The following is a 22,049-nucleotide window of genomic DNA, read 5'->3' on the forward strand; positions in this document are numbered from 1 at the left end:
GTAAGAAGCCGAGCACCCCTACTAAGCCGAGTCCAATAAGTACCCTTGAGGCCTCGCGTAGGGTAAAGCCACGGCTGTTTAGTAAGGATTTCATCTTCCCCTCCTAAATAACCTGCATCCTGATTCTGTGGACTTCACTACTTTGAACTCTACATAGCCAGTTCGTTCATGCTCATAATTGGCATCATGATGGCCATCACGATAAATAGTACGATAGCGGCCATAACAAGCAACATCAGCGGTTCGAACAAGCTCACAAAAGCAGTCACCGCCCCCTGAAGGTCTTGCTCCTGGGACTCCGCAGCCCTCTGCAGCATTTCGTCCAGGGTGCCAGAAGACTCACCACTGGCGATCATGTAGATCATCATTGGCGGGAAATACCCAATATCTTCCATGGCTCGGTGCAAACTACCGCCCTCACGTACCGTCTTCTGTGCAGTTTCCAGACGATCCTTTAAGAACTCATTGGTCATTACCCCGCGAGCAATACCCATTGCCTGCACCAGTGGGACACTACTACCGGTAAGGATTGCCAAGGTTCCCACATAACGGGCACTCTGCGCACCGCGAACCATCCAACCAATTACCGGCAGGTCCAATAGGCGATGGTGAAACTTATATTTGATCGCCGGGCGGCGCAGCATAATGACCACACCCGCAATAATGGCCCCTAGCGCTGGAGGCACCAGCCAGCCCCAGGCGGCAATAAAGTCACTCATTGAGACCAGTATCCGAGTGGGCAGCGGCAAAATTTGTCCGGTGCCGGTGAAGACCTCAATGACATCCGGCACCACATAAACCATCAGGCCAGTAACCACGAGGACACAGATAAAGACCAATACCATGGGGTAAATAAGTGCCAATTGCACTTTCTGACGAAACTGCTGCTGCCCCTCGGTGTAATCTCCCAAACGTTCCAGCACCGCATCCAAGTGTCCGGAGTGCTCACCGGCCTCCACGGTAGCCCGGTAGAGCTTGGGGAAAGCCTTGGGGAAACACCCAAGGGCCTGGGCAAAACTGTGGCCCTCCAAAATCTTTCCGCGCACCGCCAGCACTACCCGCCGGATTTTCTGGTTGCGAGTCTGGTTGGCAATTGCCCCTAGGGTCTCCTCCAACGGAATACCGGCGCGCAACAAAGTGGCAATTTGGCGGGTAAGCAGGGCCAGATTTTTAATGCTGAGCCCGGGACTTCCGGACATAAAACCGCCAGCACTCTTCTCAGATTGCTCGGCGGCAGGGGTAACATCCAGAGGCACCATGCCTTTAGCACGCAATTGCTGCCGCGCCGAACGGGCACTATCGGCCTCTAGGGTTCCCTTGCTTTTTCGACCGGATGCCGCGAGGGCTGTGTACTCAAACGCTGCCACGATTAAGACTCCTGGGTTACCCGCATGACTTCTTCAAGGGAAGTCCTGCCGGCCAGGACCTTGGCAATACCGTCATCACGGATACTCGGCCCCAATTTACGTGCTTCTGCCACCAGCTTGCTCTCGGAGGCTCGATCGTGGATCAGCTGGCGCATGATTTCATTGAGCGGCACCAACTCATAAATACCGATTCGGCCCACATAGCCGCTATGGTTACATTCATCACAACCATTGGGGCGGTAGATGAGAGCATCCTCAGCGGGAGCGACGCCGAGCACTAGCCTCTCCCCTTCATCGGGAACATGGGGCTGCTTACAGGTAGGGCAAAGCACCCTGACCAGGCGCTGTGCCAGAACTCCAATCAAACTGGAGGACAGCAAGAAAGGTTCGATGCCCATATCCATCAGACGGGTAACAGCACCAAGTGCAGTATTGGTATGCAGGGTTGAGAGTACCAAGTGACCAGTCAAACTCGCCTGGATGGCGATCTGCATAGTTTCAAGATCTCGAATCTCACCAATCATCACCACATCCGGGTCCTGACGCAAAATTGCGCGCAAGCCCCGTGCAAAAGTCATATCTGCCTTGGTGTTGACCTGGGTCTGTCCAACCCCTTCCAGGTTGTATTCGACCGGGTCTTCCACTGTCAGGATATTTTTTTCGCGGCTGTTAATGCTGCCGAGGCCGGCATAGAGGGTGGTCGTTTTACCTGAGCCCGTCGGGCCCGTAACCAGAATAATGCCGTGGGGGTGAGCCAATAGCTCAGTCATGACATTGTGGTCCCGCTCGGACATGCCAAGTTTGGACAAGTCCATTTTACCCGCCTGCTTGTCCAGCAGACGCATCACCACCCGTTCACCGGCCGAGGACGGCATGGTGGAAACACGTACATCGACTTCACGCCCGGCCATCAGCAGCGAAATACGGCCATCCTGCGGAATACGCTTTTCAGCGATATCCAGCTTGGCCATTACCTTGATACGGGACACCAATAGCGGAGCCAGGGCGCGCCGAGGCTGCAACACCTCGCGCAGCACACCGTCTACCCTAAAACGCACAATCAAGCGTTTTTCAAAGGTCTCAATGTGAATATCCGAAGCCCCCTGTTTCAGGGACTCCGCAAAAATCGCATTGATCAGCTTAACGATGGGCGCATCGTCTTCCTGCTCGAGTAGATCTTCTGTTTCCGGCAGCGAATCTACAACTGCGGCCAAATCCAAGTCATCACCCAGCCCCTCGACTTCGGAGAGGTTGCCCCCCTCACGGTTTTCGTAGAGGCGCTGCAAGGCTACCTGGAAAATTTCATCTTCCACCGACTCCAGGCTTACCGCACCACCATTGATACGTTGCACCTCGGCAATCGCAGAGGGGCTCAGCGGTGCAACGTATTGGCACAGCGGGCGCCCCTCCTGCTCCAGTAGCAGGACCTTATGGCGCTTAGCGAAAGCATATGGAAGGCGACGAATTGCTGGAGTCCCTGTTCCTGTATCAACCGTCATTTAGATTCTTCTACCTCCAGCACCTCAACCTCACCATCCAACACTTCAACCTCGCCAGGTACTCCCTCTAGGGCGTCTTCCAGGTTGTCAACGGCATTGATAGAACCATCTACCGGCGCTGGGCTTTCGTTATAAGTTCCTGTTGGCGGCATCAGGTCAGGTAGCGCATCACCGCGGTGCCAATCCCACAGCAGGCTCGTTCTGTCTTTCAAGAAGATCTGCTTCTGCTGCATATCCATGTAGCGTTTGCGGGTTTCTTCATAGCCAGCCAACTGGGTGCTCAGGATCTTGGGCTTCAGGAACACCATCAAATTAGTTTTTACGACTTTCTTGGTATTGTTTCGGAACAGACGCCCTATTCCTGGAATATCCCCCAATAGAGGCACTTTCTGCACGGAGTCAGTAACATTATCTTCTATCAGCCCACCCAAAACCAAAATCGCACCATCATCAATCAATACCTTGGTGCGAATTTCACGTTTACTAGTAACGATGTCCGAGGCACCCACAGCGGCATCAGCTGCAGCGGAAAGCAGGTTTTCAACCTTCTGCTCAATTTCCAAAGTTACCGAGTTATTGTTATTTACACGTGGAGTGACTTTGAGGGTGGTACCAATATCTTCCCGCTGAATAGTGGTGAAAGGGTCGTCATTGCTACCGGACAACAATTGCTCACCAGTAATAAAGGGTACATTCTGCCCGACGAGGATTTCAGCCTCTTCGTTATCCAAAGCCATAATGGTCGGCGTAGACAGAATATTGGTATTGCCTGCAGTGGCAAGCGCATTCACTGCAACTCGGATATCACTTCCACTCAAATAGCCTAAATGTAATGCATTCGCGCCAGTGATACTCGTGAAAGGAAGGGAGAACGGATTGATATTCCCATCTCCGTCTTCAGCCGGTAGGTTGTTCCAGCCGGCAACAAGGTTTTCATCACCCGTGATCCAGCTGATACCAAGGTTATTATTGGTATCCTCTTTAACCTCGACAATAATGGCCTCAATCAGCACCTGAGCACGACGTACATCCAGGCGTGCGATCACGCCTTTCATTGTTTCCAGTAGTGCCGGGGGCGCGGTGAGAACCAGCGCATTGAGGGATTCGTTGACCTGAATGCTGACTTCAACGTTCGCAGCCTGCTGGTCTTTTTCTGTATTCTGAATACTACCGCTCATGCCTTCCAGAATTGGTTTCAGGTCGGCGGCATTGGCATACTGAACATAAACCACAGCCGTATTGCCATCACCATCCAGCGGCTGGTCCAAGCGGGCAATAACGGTTCTGATCTGCTGGCGTGTTACTGGGTCACCAGTCAAAAGAACGCTATTGGAACGCTCGTCCACTGCGATTCGCAACGGTTGAACTTCCCGGCCAGCGCCCTTGCCACCAGACGCCTGCAACAAGTCATTGAGAATTTGCTTCACTTCTTTGGCGGAAGCAAACATCAGTGGAACCACTTCAATGTCAATGGCACCTGCACGATCGAGCTGTTTTACCAAGAGAACAATCTGGTCAATATTCGCCGCACGATCAGCAATAATCAGGGTATTGGTATCAGCATAAGCTGCCAGGTGGCCAGTCTGAGGAATCAGCGGGCGCAACATAGCGATCAACTGGGAAGCTGAGATATTCTCAACTCGAACAGTACGAACGACTAATGATTCGGCCGGCGCACGGGTATTTTCATCAGCAACCGGAATCGCCTGCTGCTTGGCAAGGGCATCGGGTACCACTTTCCAGGTACCACCCTGCTCTACCAGGCTGAAACCATTTACTTGAAGCACCGACATAAAAACATCGAAGGCTTCGTCATGTGTCATAGGGTCACCGGCAACAACGGTGACTTTTCCCTTTACATTGGGGTGGACAATTATATTTTTTCCGGTGAAATCCGCTGCCCAGTTAATCAGGTCGCGAACATCGGCATTGTCGAGAGAAAGGGTAACTCTCTCCGGGCCCTGAGCCAGCGTTGCAGTAGACACAAAAAAACTAAACCCGACCGCAATCAGCCGTCGATAAAACATCTTCATCATTATTTATCTGGCTCTAGTAAATGTTCAAAAAACTCAAAACAATCTAGTTAGACAGTTTTTATTGGGGCTGGCGCTGAGCACGACGCTCACGGGCCAGTTCACGCAGCTTTTCCATCCGCTCTCGAATACTTTCCTGGCTCGCCTCACGTCTTGAGGAACTTCCCGCACTACTACTTTGCCTAGATTTGCGTGACAGGCTTGAGTAGTTTTTCAGCGGGACATTGGGGCGGCCATCCATCTCGGGATATGTCAGCTTTTCCATCCTGCCATTACGACGAAGAACTACATGGTCTACCTCAACAGAATAAAGTTCTGCGCCACCAGGAAGGGAATCCCCCACATACAAACGCTTTGCAGGCTTGCCTTTTTCGGCAACCAGGGCGCTGGCTTTACTCTTGTCCGAATTATCCAAAACGCCAGAGAGGACGATGTTCAGCTGGGTTATAGGGAGGTTGGAGAGATCAACTTCGGGAACAGCTTCTTGTTTCTTGGCTTCGGCATAACCAAAGAAGGGAGTGTTCGGTATTGAAGCTGCCTGGGGGGCACTCACACGACTATCATTGCGCTCGGCCAGCAGAGACTCTTCCGGCTCTGCAGGAATCAGTAAAGAGCCATAGGCGAGTAGATTGCCAGATACCCACAGCAACCCCACCGCAGATGCCGCCATGGTGCCACGAGAGAGCGATCTGCGTGAATCGCCCTGGCTAAAGCCTTTACCGACTGAGCCAATGGCTCGCTTTAATGGGGACATGAACATACCCACATACAAGTTCAACTTTCTTAGGTTATTGGTTTTTGACGCCTATTTTGTTGCCTTCGCCTTCGAAAGGCAACGCTCCTGCCCAGTTAAACGTTGCAAACCAACACTTCGTCCCCGAATTTGCACACTAGTTCCGTAGTCCAGAAGCCAAAAATGAGAAAAGGCGGCAATACGCCGCCTTTTCCAGTACTGATCAGTATACTAATCAGGAATTACAGCTTTGCTTCCAGCTCGGGGACTGCTTCAAACAAATCTGCCACCAAGCCGTAGTCAGCAACGGAGAAGATTGGAGCCTCCTCATCTTTGTTGATAGCCACAATAACCTTGGAATCCTTCATACCAGCCAAATGTTGGATGGCGCCGGAAATACCAACGGCAATGTACAAGTCTGGAGCAACGATCTTACCGGTTTGGCCAACTTGCATATCATTGGGCACAAATCCAGCATCTACTGCAGCGCGTGAGGCGCCAACCGCCGCACCCAGCTTATCTGCCAACTTGTACAGCATCTCGAAGTTGTCGCCATTCTGCATACCGCGACCACCGGAAACTACCACGCTAGCGGCGGTAAGCTCAGGGCGGTCGGATTTAGCAAGCTCTTCTCCTACGAAAGAAGAAACACCGGCGTCATCGGCAATATCTACAGCCTCAACAGCTGCACTTCCACCTTCTGCAGCCACTGCGTCGAAAGCAGTAGTACGAACGGAAATCACCTTAATGGCGTCAGAGCTCTGCACGGTCGCGATAACGTTGCCAGCGTAGATTGGACGCTTGAAAGTATCGGCACTCTCTACAGAGATAATGTCAGAGATCGGTTGAACATCCAGCAGCGCAGCGGCACGCGGCAGCATGTTTTTACCGGTGGTAGTGGCTGGCGCCAGGATATGGCCGTAATCTTTACCCAGATCGGCAACCAGCTTGGCAACGTTTTCAGCCAACTGGTGCTCGTAAGCAGCGTTGTCAGCCAGCAATACTTTGCTTACGCCATCAACTTTAGCAGCGGCGTCTGCAACAGCAGAACAGCCTGCGCCAGCGACTAGGACGGCGATGTCGCCACCGATAGCCTTAGCTGCGGCGATAGTGTTGAGCGTAGCGCCCTTCAGTTCGGCGTTGTCGTGTTCAGCAATAACCAGGATGCTCATCAGATTACCTTCGCCTCGTTTTTCAGTTTCTCTACCAGTTCCGCCACGTCGGCAACTTTAACGCCAGCCTGACGCTCTGCTGGTGGCTCGACTTTCAGGGTTTTAGTGCGAGGAGCGATGTCTACACCCAACTCATCGGGAGTAGTAGTATCGAGAGGCTTCTTCTTGGCCTTCATGATATTCGGCAAAGATGCATATCGTGGCTCATTCAAACGCAGGTCGGTAGTCACGATAGCCGGCAGCTTCAGCTCAACAGTCTGCAGGCCACCATCGATTTCACGGGTTACCTTCACAGCGTCGCCTTCTACAACCACTTCGGAAGCAAAGGTGCCCTGCCCCATACCAGTCAATGCGCCCAGCATCTGGCCAGTTTGGTTGTTGTCGCCATCGATAGACTGCTTGCCGAGAATAACCATTTGCGGCTCTTCTTTATCGACAATCGCCTTCAGGCACTTAGCCACAGCCAGAGGCTGCAGTTCGGCATCGGTCTCAACCAGAATGCCTCGGTCGGCTCCCAGCGCCAGTGCTGTGCGAATTTGCTCCTGGCTCTGCTTGGGACCCATGGAAACGGCGACTATCTCACTAACAACGCCTTTTTCCTTCAAGCGAACCGCCTCTTCTACTGCAATTTCGCAGAAGGGGTTGATAGACATTTTGACGTTGGCAGTATCAACGTCAGTGCCGTCCGCCTTGGGGCGAACCTTGACGTTGTAGTCGACAACGCGTTTCACAGCTACAAGAACTTTCATGGAAATCCCGTCTCAAATATGCTTTTTAACAGCCGCGACTGACGATTCTCATCGCGAACGGATACGGTGTTCTGGTCAAACAGGTGTTTGAACGGCGTGTATGGTGGCGGTTCTATACCGCAAAATCAATAGCCAAATAGAAGTGACTTCTGCCATTCATGCAATCTATTTCAGGAAATAGAGACCATCTATTCAGCTTCCCTAACCTGTTGAAATACAGCACATTTGCCATAGCAAATGAATAGTCATGCAATTGGTAGGGTTGAATAAACGCCTATATAATCCGCCCTCTATATAAATGATAAGGCCGGAATGGCCGCAAAAAGTTGAATACAACTGCTGAGGAGAGTGCCGTGGAACGCGAATCAATGGAATACGATGTAGTGATCGTGGGTGCCGGTCCGGCCGGATTGGCAGCGGCCTGCCGTATTCGCCAGCTCAATGAAGATGTCTCAGTATGCGTTGTGGAGAAAGGTTCCGAGGTCGGCGCCCACATTCTCTCCGGCGCAGTTTTTGAGCCAACTGCTCTGAATGAGCTATTCCCAGACTGGAAAGAGCGCGGCGCCCCGCTGAACACAGAGGTCAAGGGCGACGATATCTACGTTCTGCGCAGCGATGAGAATTCCATCAAAGTGCCCAACATGTTTGTGCCAAGCACCATGCACAATGAGGGCAACTACATTATCAGCCTCGGTAATCTTTGCCGCTGGTTGGCCGAGCAGGCAGAGAACCTGGGGGTGGAGATTTTCCCCGGCTTCGCCGCTGCAGAAGTTCTGTACAACGAAGATGGCTCTGTAAAAGGTATTGCCACCGGCGATATGGGCATTGGCTTAAATGGTGAGCAGAAAGACTCCTATATGCCAGGCATGGAGCTGCACGCCAAGTACACTCTTTTTGCCGAAGGCTGTCGCGGCCATCTGGGCAAGCAACTGATCGAGCGCTTCAAGCTGGATACAGATGCCGATCCGCAACATTACGGCATTGGCGTTAAGGAAATCTGGAAAGTTCCTGCGGACAAACACCAGCAAGGCCTGGTAGTTCACACAGCAGGCTGGCCTTTGGAGCAAAGCGGCACCCACGGTGGTGGTTTCCTTTATCACCTGGAAGACAACCAGGTTGTGGTTGGCCTAATTACCGATCTCGCTTACAGCAATCCACACGTAAGCCCCTTTGACGAATTTCAGCGCTACAAACATCATCCGGTAATCAAACAATACTTGGACGGTGGTCAGCGTGTCGCTTACGGTGCACGTGCCATTGTTAAAGGTGGACTGCAATCTCAGCCGAAGATGACCTTCCCTGGCGGCCTGCTGATCGGCGACAACGCCGGCACCCTGAACTTCGCCAAGATCAAGGGCAATCATACCGCGATGAAGTCCGGCATGATCGCCGCTGAGTCCGTAGTGGAAGCCCTTGCCGCAGAGCGCAACAGTGAAGAGCTGACCGACTACACCACCAAGTATCGTGATAGTTGGGCCTGGAAAGAGCTGCATATGCAGCGCAACTTCGGCCCGGCACAACACAAGTGGGGCAACATCCTCGGTTCAGCTTACGCATTTGTCGATATCAATATCTTCAAAGGCAAGCTGCCCTGGACCCTGCGCGACACCAAAGCTGACCATGCACAACTGAAACCGGCTGCGGACTGCGCAAAAATTGATTACCCCAAGCCCGATGGCGTACTCAGCTTTGACAAGCTCTCCTCTGTGTTTATTTCTAACACCAACCACGAGGAAGACCAGCCCTGTCACCTGACCCTAAAGGATCCGGAGATTCCGCTGAACCACAATCTGCCAATCTATGATGAACCTGCTCAACGCTACTGCCCTGCAGGCGTTTATGAAGTGGTTGAAGATACCAACGGCAAACGTTTCCAGATAAATGCACAGAACTGTGTGCACTGTAAGACCTGTGACATCAAAGACCCAACCCAGAATATTGTCTGGGTTACTCCAGAAGGTGGCGGCGGCCCCAACTACCCAAATATGTAAGCAGTTTGCTTTCTGGCGCCTTCGGGCGCCATTTTTGTATCCGCGTTATTAGTCAGCGCTCTTCTAAGAACGCAAAACCAGATGAACTCCTGCTCCCAGAAGTCAGAAGCAGGATTTAGCAGGCAGAAAATCAGAATTTATACTGAGCACTTAAGGCAAAGAATTGGCCAAGCTTCTCTTCGAATACGATGACGCCATCACGCTCAATCTCGATAGACTCATCCAACAAATTTTGCATCTTGGCTTTTATTGTCACTTCTTCGATGGGATACCAGGAGTAAGTCAAATCCAAAGAATGAAAAGGTTGTTCATATGAGTCTGGATCGAGTTTACGGCCGGCGAGATGCAACCTCTCACCAAATACGTTATACCCCAATGTTGCCGAATGGTTGCCATCAGGACTATCAAAGCCCAAAAGCATATTCACGACAAACTCCGAAGCCCCCGTCATTTCCCGCTCAGGATTCGTAGGCGCATCAGCCTCACCCCCCGCAACCAATTCCGTCTCCTGCAAAGTGACGTTGCCCTGCACAAAGAAACTCTCCATAGAGTCACCCAGGAAGCCGAGCTGCTTCATGCCCTCGATTTCAATACCGGTAATTTCTCCAGACTCGGCATTAATAATTTCCCTGGCTACATTGGTATCACTGGAAGCCGCTTCAAAAAATTCTATGGGGTCAATAACATCCTTATAAAAAGCGGAAACCGTTAAGTTGTCCCCACTATCGAAGAACCATTCGGCACGCAGATCATAATTATGGATTTCAGAGGGACGAACACTGGGGTTACCTTTGACCTGCTCTCCAGTAATAGGATCGATATAATACGCATCGGTAATTTCACGAAGATCCGGCCGTACAGCTGTCTTTGAGACTCCAAAACGAAGCTGAAAAGTCTCCGCCCAAAACTCTCCCATATAAGTCAGTGAGAAAGATGGGTAAATGTCATCTTCAGAATATACGGCTTCCAGCAGTTCTTTCAGGTCAGTTATTACTTGAGGGTCATCTATGGTGTAGCCATAAGGATTCCACTCAAGTGCCACTTGACTGTAATCCTCCCAGCGCGCCCCAGCCGAAATTCGCCAGGTTTCAAATAATGTCCAATCGAATTTACCAAATACTGCATCTGTAGCCGTAGCTGCTAAATAGCTTTGCTTGTTACTTCCCGCCAAGTCGAAAACGTAGTCATTTCCATTGTTGGTGATATTTTCATCACCAAATACCTCGCCCAGCGGGCCAACGAGTACATCTTCAGTAGCCACACTGAAGATATCTAGGCGCAGTTCAGTTTGCTTGTATGAGCGCCCCTTCTCCATCCTCGCGAAGCCACCCGTCAACTCCAAACTTGAAAATGAAAATTCTAGAGGCAAGTTGACTGACCAACCGTAATTTTTGACTTCGTCTTCAAGCTCTGTAAATCGGAAACCTGCACTTCGAGAACCCGTACTGACCTTAGAGTTAAGCACTTCACCCGTCGTAGGATCAGTAACTGTATCGGAAATGACGTCGACCTGATTGGGTATATCTGTGGTCGCTGTTGCATCCGAATAAAACCAATCGACAACCACCTCTTCCGGAACCCAATTGAGGAGATCAATGGGCATAAGAGTTTTGGTCTCAGGCCCCAGAGAGTGATTGCCCTTGACCTGATTTAGGTTTAGCTCTCTTTCTTCATACTTCAACAAATACTCACGATAGCCTGAACCGTCTGATACCTGCCGGTTCTCATTAAAGTAATCCGTAATAGAGGTTTCATCATCAGTATTGCGCAGGAATATACTCGTAGTTTCAATCACATGCTCATCAGCAAAGCGTATACCTAAATTTAAATTCCCACTGATATCCACTGAATAAGTTGACTTGTTGCGATTATTCAATTGCTCTTTGGGGGCACCAAAGTTGCGCAGGGTTCTCTCAGACTCCCTCCACTTACTTTTATAAGAGGCTCCAGCCAGAAATCCCAACTCCCAAAGATCATTGAAGGAAAAACGGTTGCCTACACTCGCTTTCATATCCCTATCCAGATCACTGGAATCCATTTCGATAGAAATATCACGATTGAGATTTAAGGCCAGTTCACGATTTAGTGCTTGGGCTGCATCATCGGCTTCATGCTCACTGGCATACTGATTTCCCTCCTCAACCAGAACTTTTCTGATATCGGAGATACCCAAGCCCCCCCTGAAACGTTTTAGCGCTGCGGATATTTCTCCTGGGAGTGCCCTGGTACCATCATCAGTTCCGAAGATGTCATCATCTCCACCCTGATAACTCAGAACCTCGTCACTGGTTTCCGTATTGCTTCCTGTGCCGAACTCTACAGAATAAGTCAGATCATCGGGAATTCCCTTTGTGCGAATATCCACATTGCCACCGCCAAAGCTAGCAGCCTGATCAGCAGAGTAACTCTTCTGAACAGCCAGGGAATCCACTATGGAAGTAGGGAATAAATCGAGAGGAATCACATTTCGAGTCAGGTCCGGTGAGGGTACTATCGCACCATTTAGCGTGGTACTTGAGTAACGCTCACCCAATCCACGCACATAGACGAACTTATCACTCACGAGCGATAGTCCCGACACCCTACGCAACGCAGCCGCCACTGTAGAATCCCCTACCCGACCGATCATCTCGGTACCAAGGATATCGGTGACCACTTCTTCTTCCAGGCGCTCACTGACCAGGGCCTCCGCGGAGTCCCGCAAACGCCCCTGAACTACCACTTCTTCAATCCCTCGTGCTTTACCAGTGCTTTCTTCCACCAGATCCGCATCCTGGGCAAATACACCAGGAGCCATAGCAGAGGCCGCGGTAATAGCCATTACCAACGGCAGTCTCTGGAAATTTTCATATTTAGCCATTACACGGGCCTCTTATCATTCCTATTTTGGGGTATCAAAACCAAACAGGGCGCCAACCCCATCAGCGAAGGCGGCGCCCTGCAGGTTCAGGAGAAATACTCCTAACAATCCCTAAAGCTAATTATTCAAACCAGAGAGGCTGTGCACGGTTGCCCTGGTGAAGGCCGTAAGTCCAACCTTGAGTCCAGTCAGTGCCATTTATATCGAGGGCACCCAAGTATGCGCGTTCAAACGCAGTTACAGTAGGCACGGCATCATTGATGCGCTGTTGATCAGCAGCCACCGTATAAATTGCAGGGGTTCCGTCTAGCAAAATAAAATTGGTATCAATACCGATGGTTGGGCTCACCGCACCAGAAATCGGGGCAAACTGGTTACCGTTATCTTCAGCCCAGGCCACTAAATCGAATGAAGCTTCGTCGGTTTTAGTGCGATCTTCACAAGCGAAAATGTTTGAGGTCAGGGCTAGCTCTGTTCCGGAGGTCGCTTCGTTACGGGTTTGAGCACTCTCCATACGTAAACAGTAGTTGCTACCATCATCAGCCGTTTCGTCAGCTTTAAATGAGGCAACGATTATTGAGTTAGTAATCATTGGGTAAATACCCTCACGCAAGCGCCACCCAGCACCCGGATCATGCGTACCTTCTTTTTGAGCAGAAACGATACAAGTCAGACCATCAATCATAGGGCGACTGTTAAGCCCTTGATTAATCAGTGCGGTGTAATCAATCGTGTCTTTATAAGAACCGATTCCATCTGCCTCAATACAGTGGTTGCCATCATTTTCACTCTGAATCACCAGGGCATTGGTGATACTTCCGCGGTAACCTTCGTCAATATCGATTGAGTCATCTCGCACATAAAGAGCAACATAATTATTAATATCTACCGCACCACCAAAGAACTCAATCCCATCATCAAAAGTGGAATAAGCCTGCAAATTGTTTACCACAGTCCCATTTCCAACCGCATCAAATGAGATACCATTGAGCTCATCGCCACTAGCGACCAAGGCTCCAGTATGTTTTACGACGACATAGGAAAGCTCACCAGAGTTGTCCGCATTGTTGTCGCCGCCGTAGTATGAAGTGTTATCATCAGTAGACCCCTCGGCAGCAACATGACACTCTCCATCCAAGACCAAATCTCCGCTGCCAATAGAGCCTTTATATTTACATTTATTGGTAACACCAAAACCATTGATAACCATTCCACCCCACTGGGATACTGCATCAGCAGTCACAGTGCCGCGAACATCAGTTTCAGAAGTGAAGGTAATTGGTGCGGATTCAGTACCACGGGCAAAAACTTGCGAGCCACGATTCACGACCATAAAAGCCGAGTTATCCTTGAACGCAACGGTTGTCCCAGCCTGTATCTCCAGCTTTACGCTATCTCCACCCTTGGTGATACCAGCGGCCTGCAAGTCGGCATCGCTAGAGAAATTTTCACCAACAAAAAGACTACCATCAAAAATATGGGCTCCACCTTCTGAAAGCGCCGGGAGGTACAAATCTTCAGTTAAAGGATTTGATGCAGAAACAAAATCGGTTCCATATCGGCAGTTACCACTCTCATAGGTACCTTGCACACCAGAGCTTTCGACAATTGCACAGGGGTTTTCTGAAGAACCGCCTCCAGAATTATCAACAGAGTTATCTACTGAATTATCTACGGTCTTAGGCTCAACACTGACACCACTACCATCACAACCCGCCAATAAAGCCGCAATTACGGCAGCCAGGACAACTCGATTTTGTATACGCTTCATACTCCCCCCCTAAAGGAATTAATATCCAAAATATGAGCAGCCTATGAATATTGACCTCAGATTTTACTTATAGATAAAAACTTGAAATCAAATAATTGACTGCCTGAACACTATGTTAATTTTTACGTAGGACGGAGGGGAGTGTAGAAACGGCGTGTTGCGAATTTGTTAACTTTTTATATGTTTTCAGTAATTTTTGCACTAGAGACTTGAACTTTACATTTAATGGTATTTTTTATTTCCCTTGGATTTACATACGCTTTCAGAAAAATGAAAGAAATATAAAAACCATTAAATCTTGCCAATTTGCACAAGACTACAAAAAAATATGGAAAGTTATGAATCTAGGGAGAACTTACGCTAGAGGCGATTTCAAGAGGGGCTTAACTAAATTGTTGGATAAACCTGGGGAATAGAAAACAACCCCAGGTTTAGAAAAGGGCGCTTGCTAATAAGATCCCAAAAGAAATTCGCCACCCGCACTGCGTATAAACAGCTGCCCAGAGCCATTTTCGCCAAGCCTTCTCTCTTCTGCCCAATCTACTAGCTGGTAGAAGACATCACGGGACACCCTGGCCATTAGGCCATTTCGGGCTTCTACGTAGGGGACTGGCTGCGCAGGTGTGCCGAATTCTTGAAGCTGCCAATTGCTACCTTGATTCAGCTCGATAACATCGCCCACACTCGTAGTGAATAATAGCCGCTGATCTTCACCCTCTGAGGCGCTACGCGCAACTTGGGTAGCTACAAAGGGGACATCCTCAACCTGTATTCGCAGCTTTTCGATAGGAGTGACCAGAAAGTACTCATCCCCTTCCCTCTTCAGAATGCTAGCAAACAACTTCACCAGTGGCTGGCGGCGGATTTCGGTTCCTTCATGAATCCAGCGACCATCACTCTTGATCACCATATCCATATCGCCACAGAAATCCGGGTCCCACCGGTCAACCGGTGGGTGCCCGTGGAACTCCTTTTGCAACTTTTGCAGTTGCTGAAAAAGTGGCTCAGCCAAAGGAGGACCCCGCCGTGTCGCCAGAATGGCCGCTCTCCATGGGTTTACGCTGTGAGGTATCACCAATGTGTACACCCACATCCATAATAAACTCCATCAATCCCTCACGATCCTCGATCACATCGGCAAAGGATTTGGAGTGATAGAGCTCTACTGCGCCCTGCACTAGGGCCCAGTAAGTGGAGTAATAGAAATAGGCAGGCACTTTTTTCAGCATCCCCTGCTCTATCCTGCGCTCAAATACTCGGTTTAAAGCCGAGGTGTTGGAGTTACGGATAGCGTGTAATTCGGAGATCATCTCAGGCGCCAAATTGAGAGAGATAATCTTTTCTTCCAAGCGCTGAAAGAGGCGATCCTTACCAGGATCAGCCATACGGGACTCAAAGTAGGCACGGGCGGGCGCGGTAATGTCGCCTTTCTCTGCATTCTCTACTGCGATCTTCAGGCGCTCTGCCAGGGACTTTTCATAGTCCATCAGCAGCCGCATATAGATTTCTGTTTTAGAGATAAAGTGCTTGTAGATGGTGCCTTTGCCTATATCTACACGCTCAGCAATCTGCTCAACCGTGACTTTCTCTTCACCATGCTCCAGCAGAAGCTCCAGAGCCGCATCCAGGATGCGCTGCTCACGCGCGCGAAACCTCTGAACCTTCTCTTTTGCCTTATCCATACTTCCGACCTTCTCTGCCCGTAATGTTGGGGACTGAAATTGACTATTCATTCATGAATGATAGGCAATTCGAGTCGCTTGGAAAAGAGAATCGGGAAATTAGCCTAGAAAATACGCCCAAAGAGAGAGCAGCCCGCCTAAATTTTGTCCTAATACGACATTTAAGGTCCAAGTTAGCCATCATTTTCGCCATGAATGACATCACATTGCTAACGCAAAGCGCCCAACTAAGTGAACCATCAGCCACCAATGAAACTTGATGCAAAATTAATGACTAATAATGGCCTTTACGTCATCTACTGTTATTATCGCTCTTCTGGGCAGACCTCCAATGCCAGCCCAGGCAAACCCGACTATCACTTATAGGTAACAGGTAGAGTCGTCCATGTTGGAAAAGCTGAGCAAACTTCTCGACGTCGAAGAGCTGGATCGCCACCTCTTTCGCAGTCGCCATCACGTCGAAAATTATCGAAAAGTACTCTTTGGGGGCCAGGTGCTTGGCCAAGCCCTGATGGCCGCCGCCCGTACCGTCGAGGATCGCCTGCCACACTCCCTACATGCCTATTTCTTACGCCCTGGATCAAGCGAGCTACCGGTAATCTATGAGGTGGACCCAATACGTGACGGGGGCAGCTTTACCACCCGCCGCGTTGTGGCCAAACAGCGCGGCCGCGCGATCTTTAACATGTCGGCCTCTTTCCAGATCCAGGAGCCTGGTTTCGACCATCAGGCCGACATGCCTGCTGTGGACATACCTGACCCAGAAAGCTTAAAAAACACTCAGGAACTGGCTCTGGAGGCTGGCCTCGTTAGCCCGCAGTATGACCAGCGCCGCTATATGATCGACTTCCGCCCAGTAGATCCACAAAGCTACTTTGGTGCCGAAACTCGAGAAGCCAAGTGTATGTTCTGGTTGCGTGCAGAGGGCGAAATGTCTGATGACCCTATCGAGCACCGAGCAGCACTCTGCTATGCCTCTGATATGGGACTACTGGGCACCTCTCTGCAGCCACATGATATTTCCCTATTCGATCCACACCTGATGCCAGCCAGCGTTGACCATGCCATGTGGTTTCATCGCAACTTCCGTCTCGATCAATGGCTTTTGTACGTCACTGATAGCCCGTCTGCCGGTGGTGCACGTGGATTTACCCGCGGCCAGATCTATACCCGCGATGGCGTGTTGGTAGCCTCTACCGCACAAGAAGGCCTCATTCGACAAATTAAAAGCTAAGTCGAAAGGTTATAACGAAAGCCAGACAAGAAAGCGCCACTCATTGTATCGGTAGAGATAGCCCAGCCGGGAATGAGCGGCGTAACCTTTTTACCTGAAAATCTAATAAATAGCTTCAGGATCTCCACGGGTGAATAGTCCCTTCTAATCCACAAAGACAATCGCTACCTATTTGGCGATCTCGCCGACATAAGCTGGCAGTTTTCTTCTTAGGATACCCAACAGGCCACTCTGCATTTTTGAAGCGCGAGAAGTATGGAGCCATTTCGCTTTAGGGGCTCGCGAAAATACCTTCATCTACATGTGGGGCACCCTCTTAACCCCTGCCTCATAAGAGCAAAAAATGGAAAAGTACAGACCATTCTCAAGCACAATAACCGGAGTTTATTAATAAGGCTTTTGAACCATGTGGAAAGTTGGTGCTAGAAATACTCAGGAGAAAAGAAGCAAGCTGACAGACACAAAAAAGCCCGCAGCATGCGGGCTTTTTAAATAATGGTCGGTGAGAGAGGATTCGAACCTCCGACCCCTTCGTCCCGAACGAAGTGCGCTACCAGGCTGCGCTACTCACCGAGGTCGCGAATACTACGCGCCCACTTTTTATCGGTCAAGTATTTTCGACGCAAATATCATCTTCGTACATTTTGCATTCAACCACCTTACTTTATGGCTTTTGAAGGCTTTATCTCTCCGCTATACGAACATCTTTGGCTTTATGTTATCTCCCCCTTTGAAATAACCGGCTTGCCTATTCGGGAGTCTTATTTTGGATATATTTCAATCAATAGTGTACTCCTGCTGATTTCGCTCCTTCATTTCGGCAAATACTGCATACGGTGCACTTGGTGAGCAATGGACTCCTTCAATTGCAGGGCATCATCTGCTTCGTAGATACCACTTACCTCAACACTGGCTACCAGAAATACATGATACTTGCTTGAAACTAACATCATGTTAACGGCTTTATAAGTGCATTCTTTTAACCGCTATTTAAGTGCCTTCCAAGTTAATGGGTGGCCATCACATTATTCGTAGCCTGATACCAGGTGACCTCTACCTTGATCCTGGATATTACGCCTTTTTAACTGCACCAAGATTTTTCACAGCACACATAGAGTTTCATTCAGCACTACCTATTGCTATTAAACCCGGCGAAGCCAATAGATTGATAAAGATCCATGTGAAACATGCAGAATAAAAAAGCCCTCCGCCCCCGCCCTACCCCGCATTGATTCCATAGAGAAGAATTTTTAGCTTACACATAAAACAACTCAGAAAAGAAGAAATGCTTTATGAATATTATTTAGGCGAAATTTAAATAAGATTGTCTATTTGAAGTCACACCCTGAAATTTTTGAGCGGGGATGAATACATCGCCTCCTCCAAACAATACAATTTATAAGTTTAGAATCAACACGGCCTGCATCTTATAGAAAATTGAGTGAATTATCGGCTAAAAATCGTTACATTTTTAAAAAGGTACAAACATTTTTCACGCCTTTATATTCAACCGATTTTAGCCACAAAAAATTCTTAAACTTTTCCAGCACACTGCGAAAGCTTCTCTATACTCTGCTCAGCCAGCTGGATACCCGACACTTAAAGCATTCCCCCTATTATTGGCACCTGATTTACTTCTAGCTGGTCAAATTGTTAATGGGGCTTTATCAAGTCTCAATACTCTCAACCCAGAAACCATGAAATACCTGGACGATAGATTTTTATATCGATAAAGGCCTACTCAAGGAGTACGTTCATGTACCAGCCATATGCATACGCTCAAGGGACTTTTGGACAGCCACTTAACTACGCTATTCCTCCAATCAGCACAGTCGCAGGATTCACCAATATATTCCCTCATCATGCTGTACCACAACTGAGCCCCCAAGGTTTCCTGGGTGATTTGGTGAATCGGGCGGCGCCATTAATTGGCGGTATTGTTGGTGGACCTCAAGGCCAGCTGATCAATTCCCTCGGCGGTCTTGGTCAATTGCTTCCCTTCCAAGCATTACCACAAATTCAGCCTCAACTTACCCAGCCATTCATTCCTCAGGGATATATTGGAGAATTAATCAACCGGGCAGCGCAACAATTTGGGGGCTATTTGGGGGCACCCCAAAACCAATTTGTGAATGCTGTGAATAACCTCAGTCAGTTGCTGCCTTTCCAGGCTGCGCCACAATATACGCCCCAGGGTTTCCTGGGAGAACTGATAAACCGCGCTGCTCCGGTAATTGGCAACTACATTGGTGGCCCACAGGGCCAACTTCTCAACAATGTTGCGCGACTAGGTCAGCTACTGCCATTCCAGGCCATGCCTCAGTTCGTCCCACAATTAACGACACAGCCCTATTTAAATCAGTTTACCCCTGTTCCCCAGATTCAAGAGCAGCTGGGGACCCTCCCTGCTCAAATGATGAACCCAATGACGGGTATCGGCCATACATTGCCATTTCAGGTAATACCACAGACTCCATATCAAGGATTGCAAAATTTAAGTGGTATCGGCCAGGCATACCCATTCCAGGCCATGCAGCAGCCTAACTCACCCCTACAGCAGCAATCCTATTTACACTAATAAAACACTGATTCTTGGTGGCGGATTTTCCGCCACCAGTTTTATATAACTTGCCCCGGCATTCTTTAAGTTGATCGTTATCAGAGAAAAATAATGAAAAAATTTGAGCAGTATGTGGCTGTCCCTAACCGCAAGTTATTAGCTACCGCCATAGAATTGGAGGAGCTGGCACGCGAGGCAAAAAATTGCCCAGATGTGAAAGAAGTCGTCTTGCGCAAAAGCAATGTCACACTACGAGCTACACCAGATGCAGTTGAAAACTTAAGAAGGAAATTAGGCGGGAAAGTGATCATAGATCCAGACAGACCTATTCAGCCAATCGGCTAATATTGAATACCCTCTCGATTCATTACTTTCGGACGTTAAGTACACGCTAAAAGTCAGCACCGCACTGAAAGCGAAGGAACACAAACATGACTGAATCCCGACAAGAAAAGGCCGCAGGAGAACCTTCGGTCGAGGTTGCAGAGAAGGTCGAGTTACTTATTTCTCCCCGCCGGAGCCAAGTGGCCAAGTCTATGGGAGTCCAGCTATTAAACGCTGGCTCAATGCACAATATAATTTCAACTATTGCCAGGCAGCCCGGTTGTGAAGTGCTTCGCGAAATTAGGCCAGGTAGAAAGCTAAAAACACTTTCAACTGCAGATGAAGCAACAAACATCTACAAAGTGCGTATGGATGTTGATGCTGCCGCTACTCTCTACCAAACGGCCCCTCCCAATATTGCGGTTGAACTGGATTCATTACTTTCTTATGGGCAAGCTAATTTTGCACCAAGCTTTACTGCAATTTTTGCCCAGCAACCCGGTCTCTTACGTGAATATCATGCTAAGGCCCAACAAGTCCGGCTCCGAGTGGTCGGCTCAAAGGGTGAACCGATTCGGGATGCTCAAGTAATTGTAGAAAGTGCGGGCTTCCCACAAGAGGGCGTAACCAACAACAAAGGGGAGGTGGCAATCAATATTTTCGCCCAGAGTGGCGGTGCCCAGATCAAATCCCTTCTTATCCGCCCCTCTAAAGATTTCTGGAATAAATATATTCGTTGTCCCTCACTTTCTCTGACAGGAGTAAACCTGGTCAAATTGCACTCACTAAGCGAGGCAATCCCCAGCTTTCCAAATAACGCTCCCTATGGCTGGGGGCAAAAGTACATGGGCTTAGATCAACTTCCCGATGAATATACCGGTAAAGGTATTAAGATCGCCATCATTGACTCGGGGGCCGATAACCAACATCCAATACTCTCGCATCTAAAAAATGGCATTGATGTCACCAATAATTACGACAGCAAAAGCTGGGCAGAAGACATTGTCGGACATGGAACCCATTGCGCAGGTATCATTGCCGGTCAACCCTCTGGGACTGATGCTATACGTGGCTTTGCACCAGAAGCCGAAATTTATGTATTTAAAGTCTTCCCTGGCGGCCAATTTAGTAGCCTGATTGATGCAATCGCTCACTGCATTGAAATAGGTATTGATGTGATCAATATGAGCCTGGGGAGCACAGATTCATCAGAAGCCGTTGAGCAGCAAATTGAAGATGCCGTGCAACATGGTATCGCCTGCGTTGTTGCCGCTGGCAATTCTGGCGGCCCTGTTCAGTATCCTGCAAGATCCCCCAATGTTATGGCTGTAGGGGCAATAGGAATGCTCAATGAATTTCCAAGAGACTCCTGGGATGCTCAAACCGTTATTCCATCAACCGTTACTGCAGATGGTGTTTTCTTACCCACCTTTAGTTGCCATGGACCAGAGGTATCAGTAGCGGCTCCGGGAGTGGGTATTGTGTCATCGGTGCCAGATAAAGGATTTGATGTACAGTCAGGCACGTCCATGGCAGCACCTCATATCACTGGTCTTGCTGCCCTGCTACTCGCCCACCACCCATTATTTAAAACCACTTTCAGACAGCGTGATATTTCGCGTACAACCGGCCTCTTCCAACTGATCCGAACACTAACATCACCAATGAATCTTGGGGCAGATAGAGTAGGAGCCGGTGTTCCCAGGCTATTTGGTATTGATTCTCTATTCGAGTCAGCCAAAGAAATGGCAAAAACCGAAGGTGTTGGTGTATCTGCCGCCCAGCCCACAAGCCCACCCGCTTCTCCTTATACCGGATATAGCGTGCCGCCAATGCAAGGGTATGCGGGGGCTGGAGCAAACTGGTCCGGCCATCAGTTTGTCCCGGCCTATTACGGGGCAGAGGTTAGCGGAATGCCCCCCCAACAACCAGTGATGGGTACTTTCCCAGACGGCTTCGCCTTTGCCTATGGAATGCCCTTTATGGATCCACGCTCCATTCGTTATTGGTAGAGACATCCACAGAGGCCACGGGAACCTGTGGCCTCTGTATCTACGTCATTCCTCAATGCTTG

The 22,049-nt window shown here is 49.4% G+C and carries 16 protein-coding genes and 1 tRNA gene; 5 read left to right on the forward strand and 12 right to left on the reverse strand.

Annotated elements, in window-relative coordinates; all coding sequences use genetic code 11:
* Positions 1-149: 149 nt before the first annotated feature.
* From gspF to ACJJI0_RS05215, 6 genes are all read right to left on the reverse strand, one after another.
* On the reverse strand, positions 150-1,367 hold the full coding sequence (gene gspF, locus ACJJI0_RS05190) for a type II secretion system inner membrane protein GspF (protein ID WP_252085843.1): 1,218 nt from the start codon (positions 1,365-1,367) through the stop codon (positions 150-152).
* 2 nt (positions 1,368-1,369) lie between these two features.
* Entirely contained in the window at positions 1,370-2,866 is a 1,497-nt protein-coding gene (gene gspE, locus ACJJI0_RS05195) for a type II secretion system ATPase GspE (protein ID WP_444884974.1), read from the reverse strand.
* Positions 2,863-4,902: a type II secretion system secretin GspD gene (gene gspD / locus ACJJI0_RS05200; RefSeq protein WP_252085841.1), complete on the reverse strand. Its 2,040-nt coding sequence runs from the start codon at positions 4,900-4,902 to the stop codon at positions 2,863-2,865. The genes gspE and gspD overlap by 4 nt, the downstream gene beginning before the upstream one ends.
* Positions 4,903-4,960: 58 nt before the next feature.
* Positions 4,961-5,653 (reverse strand): type II secretion system protein N, encoded by a 693-nt coding sequence (locus ACJJI0_RS05205; RefSeq protein WP_444884975.1) that lies wholly within the window; start codon positions 5,651-5,653, stop codon positions 4,961-4,963.
* Between the two features lie 221 nt (positions 5,654-5,874).
* Entirely contained in the window at positions 5,875-6,804 is a 930-nt protein-coding gene (locus ACJJI0_RS05210; RefSeq protein ID WP_444884976.1) for an electron transfer flavoprotein subunit alpha/FixB family protein, read from the reverse strand.
* The gene (locus ACJJI0_RS05215; protein ID WP_252085838.1) at positions 6,804-7,553 is read right to left on the reverse strand and encodes an electron transfer flavoprotein subunit beta/FixA family protein; all 750 of its coding nucleotides are present in this window, start codon (positions 7,551-7,553) and stop codon (positions 6,804-6,806) included. Before ACJJI0_RS05215 ends, ACJJI0_RS05210 begins: the two co-directional genes overlap by 1 nt.
* Before the next feature lie 353 nt (positions 7,554-7,906).
* Between ACJJI0_RS05215 and ACJJI0_RS05220 the strand changes: the two genes are divergently transcribed.
* Positions 7,907-9,544 (forward strand): electron transfer flavoprotein-ubiquinone oxidoreductase, encoded by a 1,638-nt coding sequence (locus tag ACJJI0_RS05220; RefSeq protein WP_444884977.1) that lies wholly within the window; start codon positions 7,907-7,909, stop codon positions 9,542-9,544.
* A 130-nt stretch (positions 9,545-9,674) separates the two neighbouring features.
* Here ACJJI0_RS05220 and ACJJI0_RS05225 read toward each other — a convergent pair whose 3' ends face one another.
* The 4 genes from ACJJI0_RS05225 to ACJJI0_RS05240 form a co-directional block, all read right to left on the reverse strand.
* On the reverse strand, positions 9,675-12,404 hold the full coding sequence (locus ACJJI0_RS05225) for a TonB-dependent receptor domain-containing protein (protein ID WP_444884978.1): 2,730 nt from the start codon (positions 12,402-12,404) through the stop codon (positions 9,675-9,677).
* Positions 12,405-12,525: 121 nt separating this feature from the next.
* Complete coding sequence (locus ACJJI0_RS05230) at positions 12,526-14,175, reverse strand: beta-helix domain-containing protein (protein ID WP_444884979.1); 1,650 nt, start codon at positions 14,173-14,175, stop codon at positions 12,526-12,528.
* Positions 14,176-14,623: 448 nt separating this feature from the next.
* Complete coding sequence (locus ACJJI0_RS05235; protein ID WP_444884980.1) at positions 14,624-15,187, reverse strand: DUF1285 domain-containing protein; 564 nt, start codon at positions 15,185-15,187, stop codon at positions 14,624-14,626.
* Positions 15,180-15,857 (reverse strand): TetR/AcrR family transcriptional regulator, encoded by a 678-nt coding sequence (locus ACJJI0_RS05240; RefSeq protein ID WP_252085834.1) that lies wholly within the window; start codon positions 15,855-15,857, stop codon positions 15,180-15,182. The genes ACJJI0_RS05235 and ACJJI0_RS05240 overlap by 8 nt, the downstream gene beginning before the upstream one ends.
* A 385-nt stretch (positions 15,858-16,242) precedes the next feature.
* On the opposite strand from ACJJI0_RS05240, the gene ACJJI0_RS05245 reads away from it, so the two are divergent.
* On the forward strand, positions 16,243-17,091 hold the full coding sequence (locus ACJJI0_RS05245; RefSeq protein WP_252085833.1) for an acyl-CoA thioesterase: 849 nt from the start codon (positions 16,243-16,245) through the stop codon (positions 17,089-17,091).
* Positions 17,092-17,587: 496 nt separating this feature from the next.
* Here ACJJI0_RS05245 and ACJJI0_RS05250 read toward each other — a convergent pair.
* Both ACJJI0_RS05250 and ACJJI0_RS05255 read right to left on the reverse strand, forming a co-directional pair.
* Positions 17,588-17,664 (reverse strand) — tRNA-Pro (locus ACJJI0_RS05250).
* Positions 17,665-17,903: 239 nt separating this feature from the next.
* The gene (locus ACJJI0_RS05255; protein ID WP_444884981.1) at positions 17,904-18,044 is read right to left on the reverse strand and encodes a hypothetical protein; all 141 of its coding nucleotides are present in this window, start codon (positions 18,042-18,044) and stop codon (positions 17,904-17,906) included.
* Between the two features lie 803 nt (positions 18,045-18,847).
* Here ACJJI0_RS05255 and ACJJI0_RS05260 point away from each other — a divergent pair.
* The 3 genes from ACJJI0_RS05260 to ACJJI0_RS05270 all read left to right on the forward strand — a co-directional run bounded on the left by ACJJI0_RS05260 (position 18,848) and on the right by ACJJI0_RS05270 (position 21,987).
* Positions 18,848-19,669, forward strand: a complete 822-nt coding sequence (locus ACJJI0_RS05260; protein WP_444884982.1) for a hypothetical protein — start codon at positions 18,848-18,850, stop codon at positions 19,667-19,669.
* A 93-nt stretch (positions 19,670-19,762) separates the two neighbouring features.
* Entirely contained in the window at positions 19,763-19,996 is a 234-nt protein-coding gene (locus ACJJI0_RS05265) for a hypothetical protein (protein ID WP_444884983.1), read from the forward strand.
* A gap of 86 nt (positions 19,997-20,082) precedes the next feature.
* Positions 20,083-21,987 (forward strand): S8 family serine peptidase, encoded by a 1,905-nt coding sequence (locus ACJJI0_RS05270; RefSeq protein ID WP_444884984.1) that lies wholly within the window; start codon positions 20,083-20,085, stop codon positions 21,985-21,987.
* Positions 21,988-22,049: the final 62 nt, after the last annotated feature.

It is taken from the genome of Microbulbifer mixtoriginis (SeqCode), assembly GCF_052466695.1.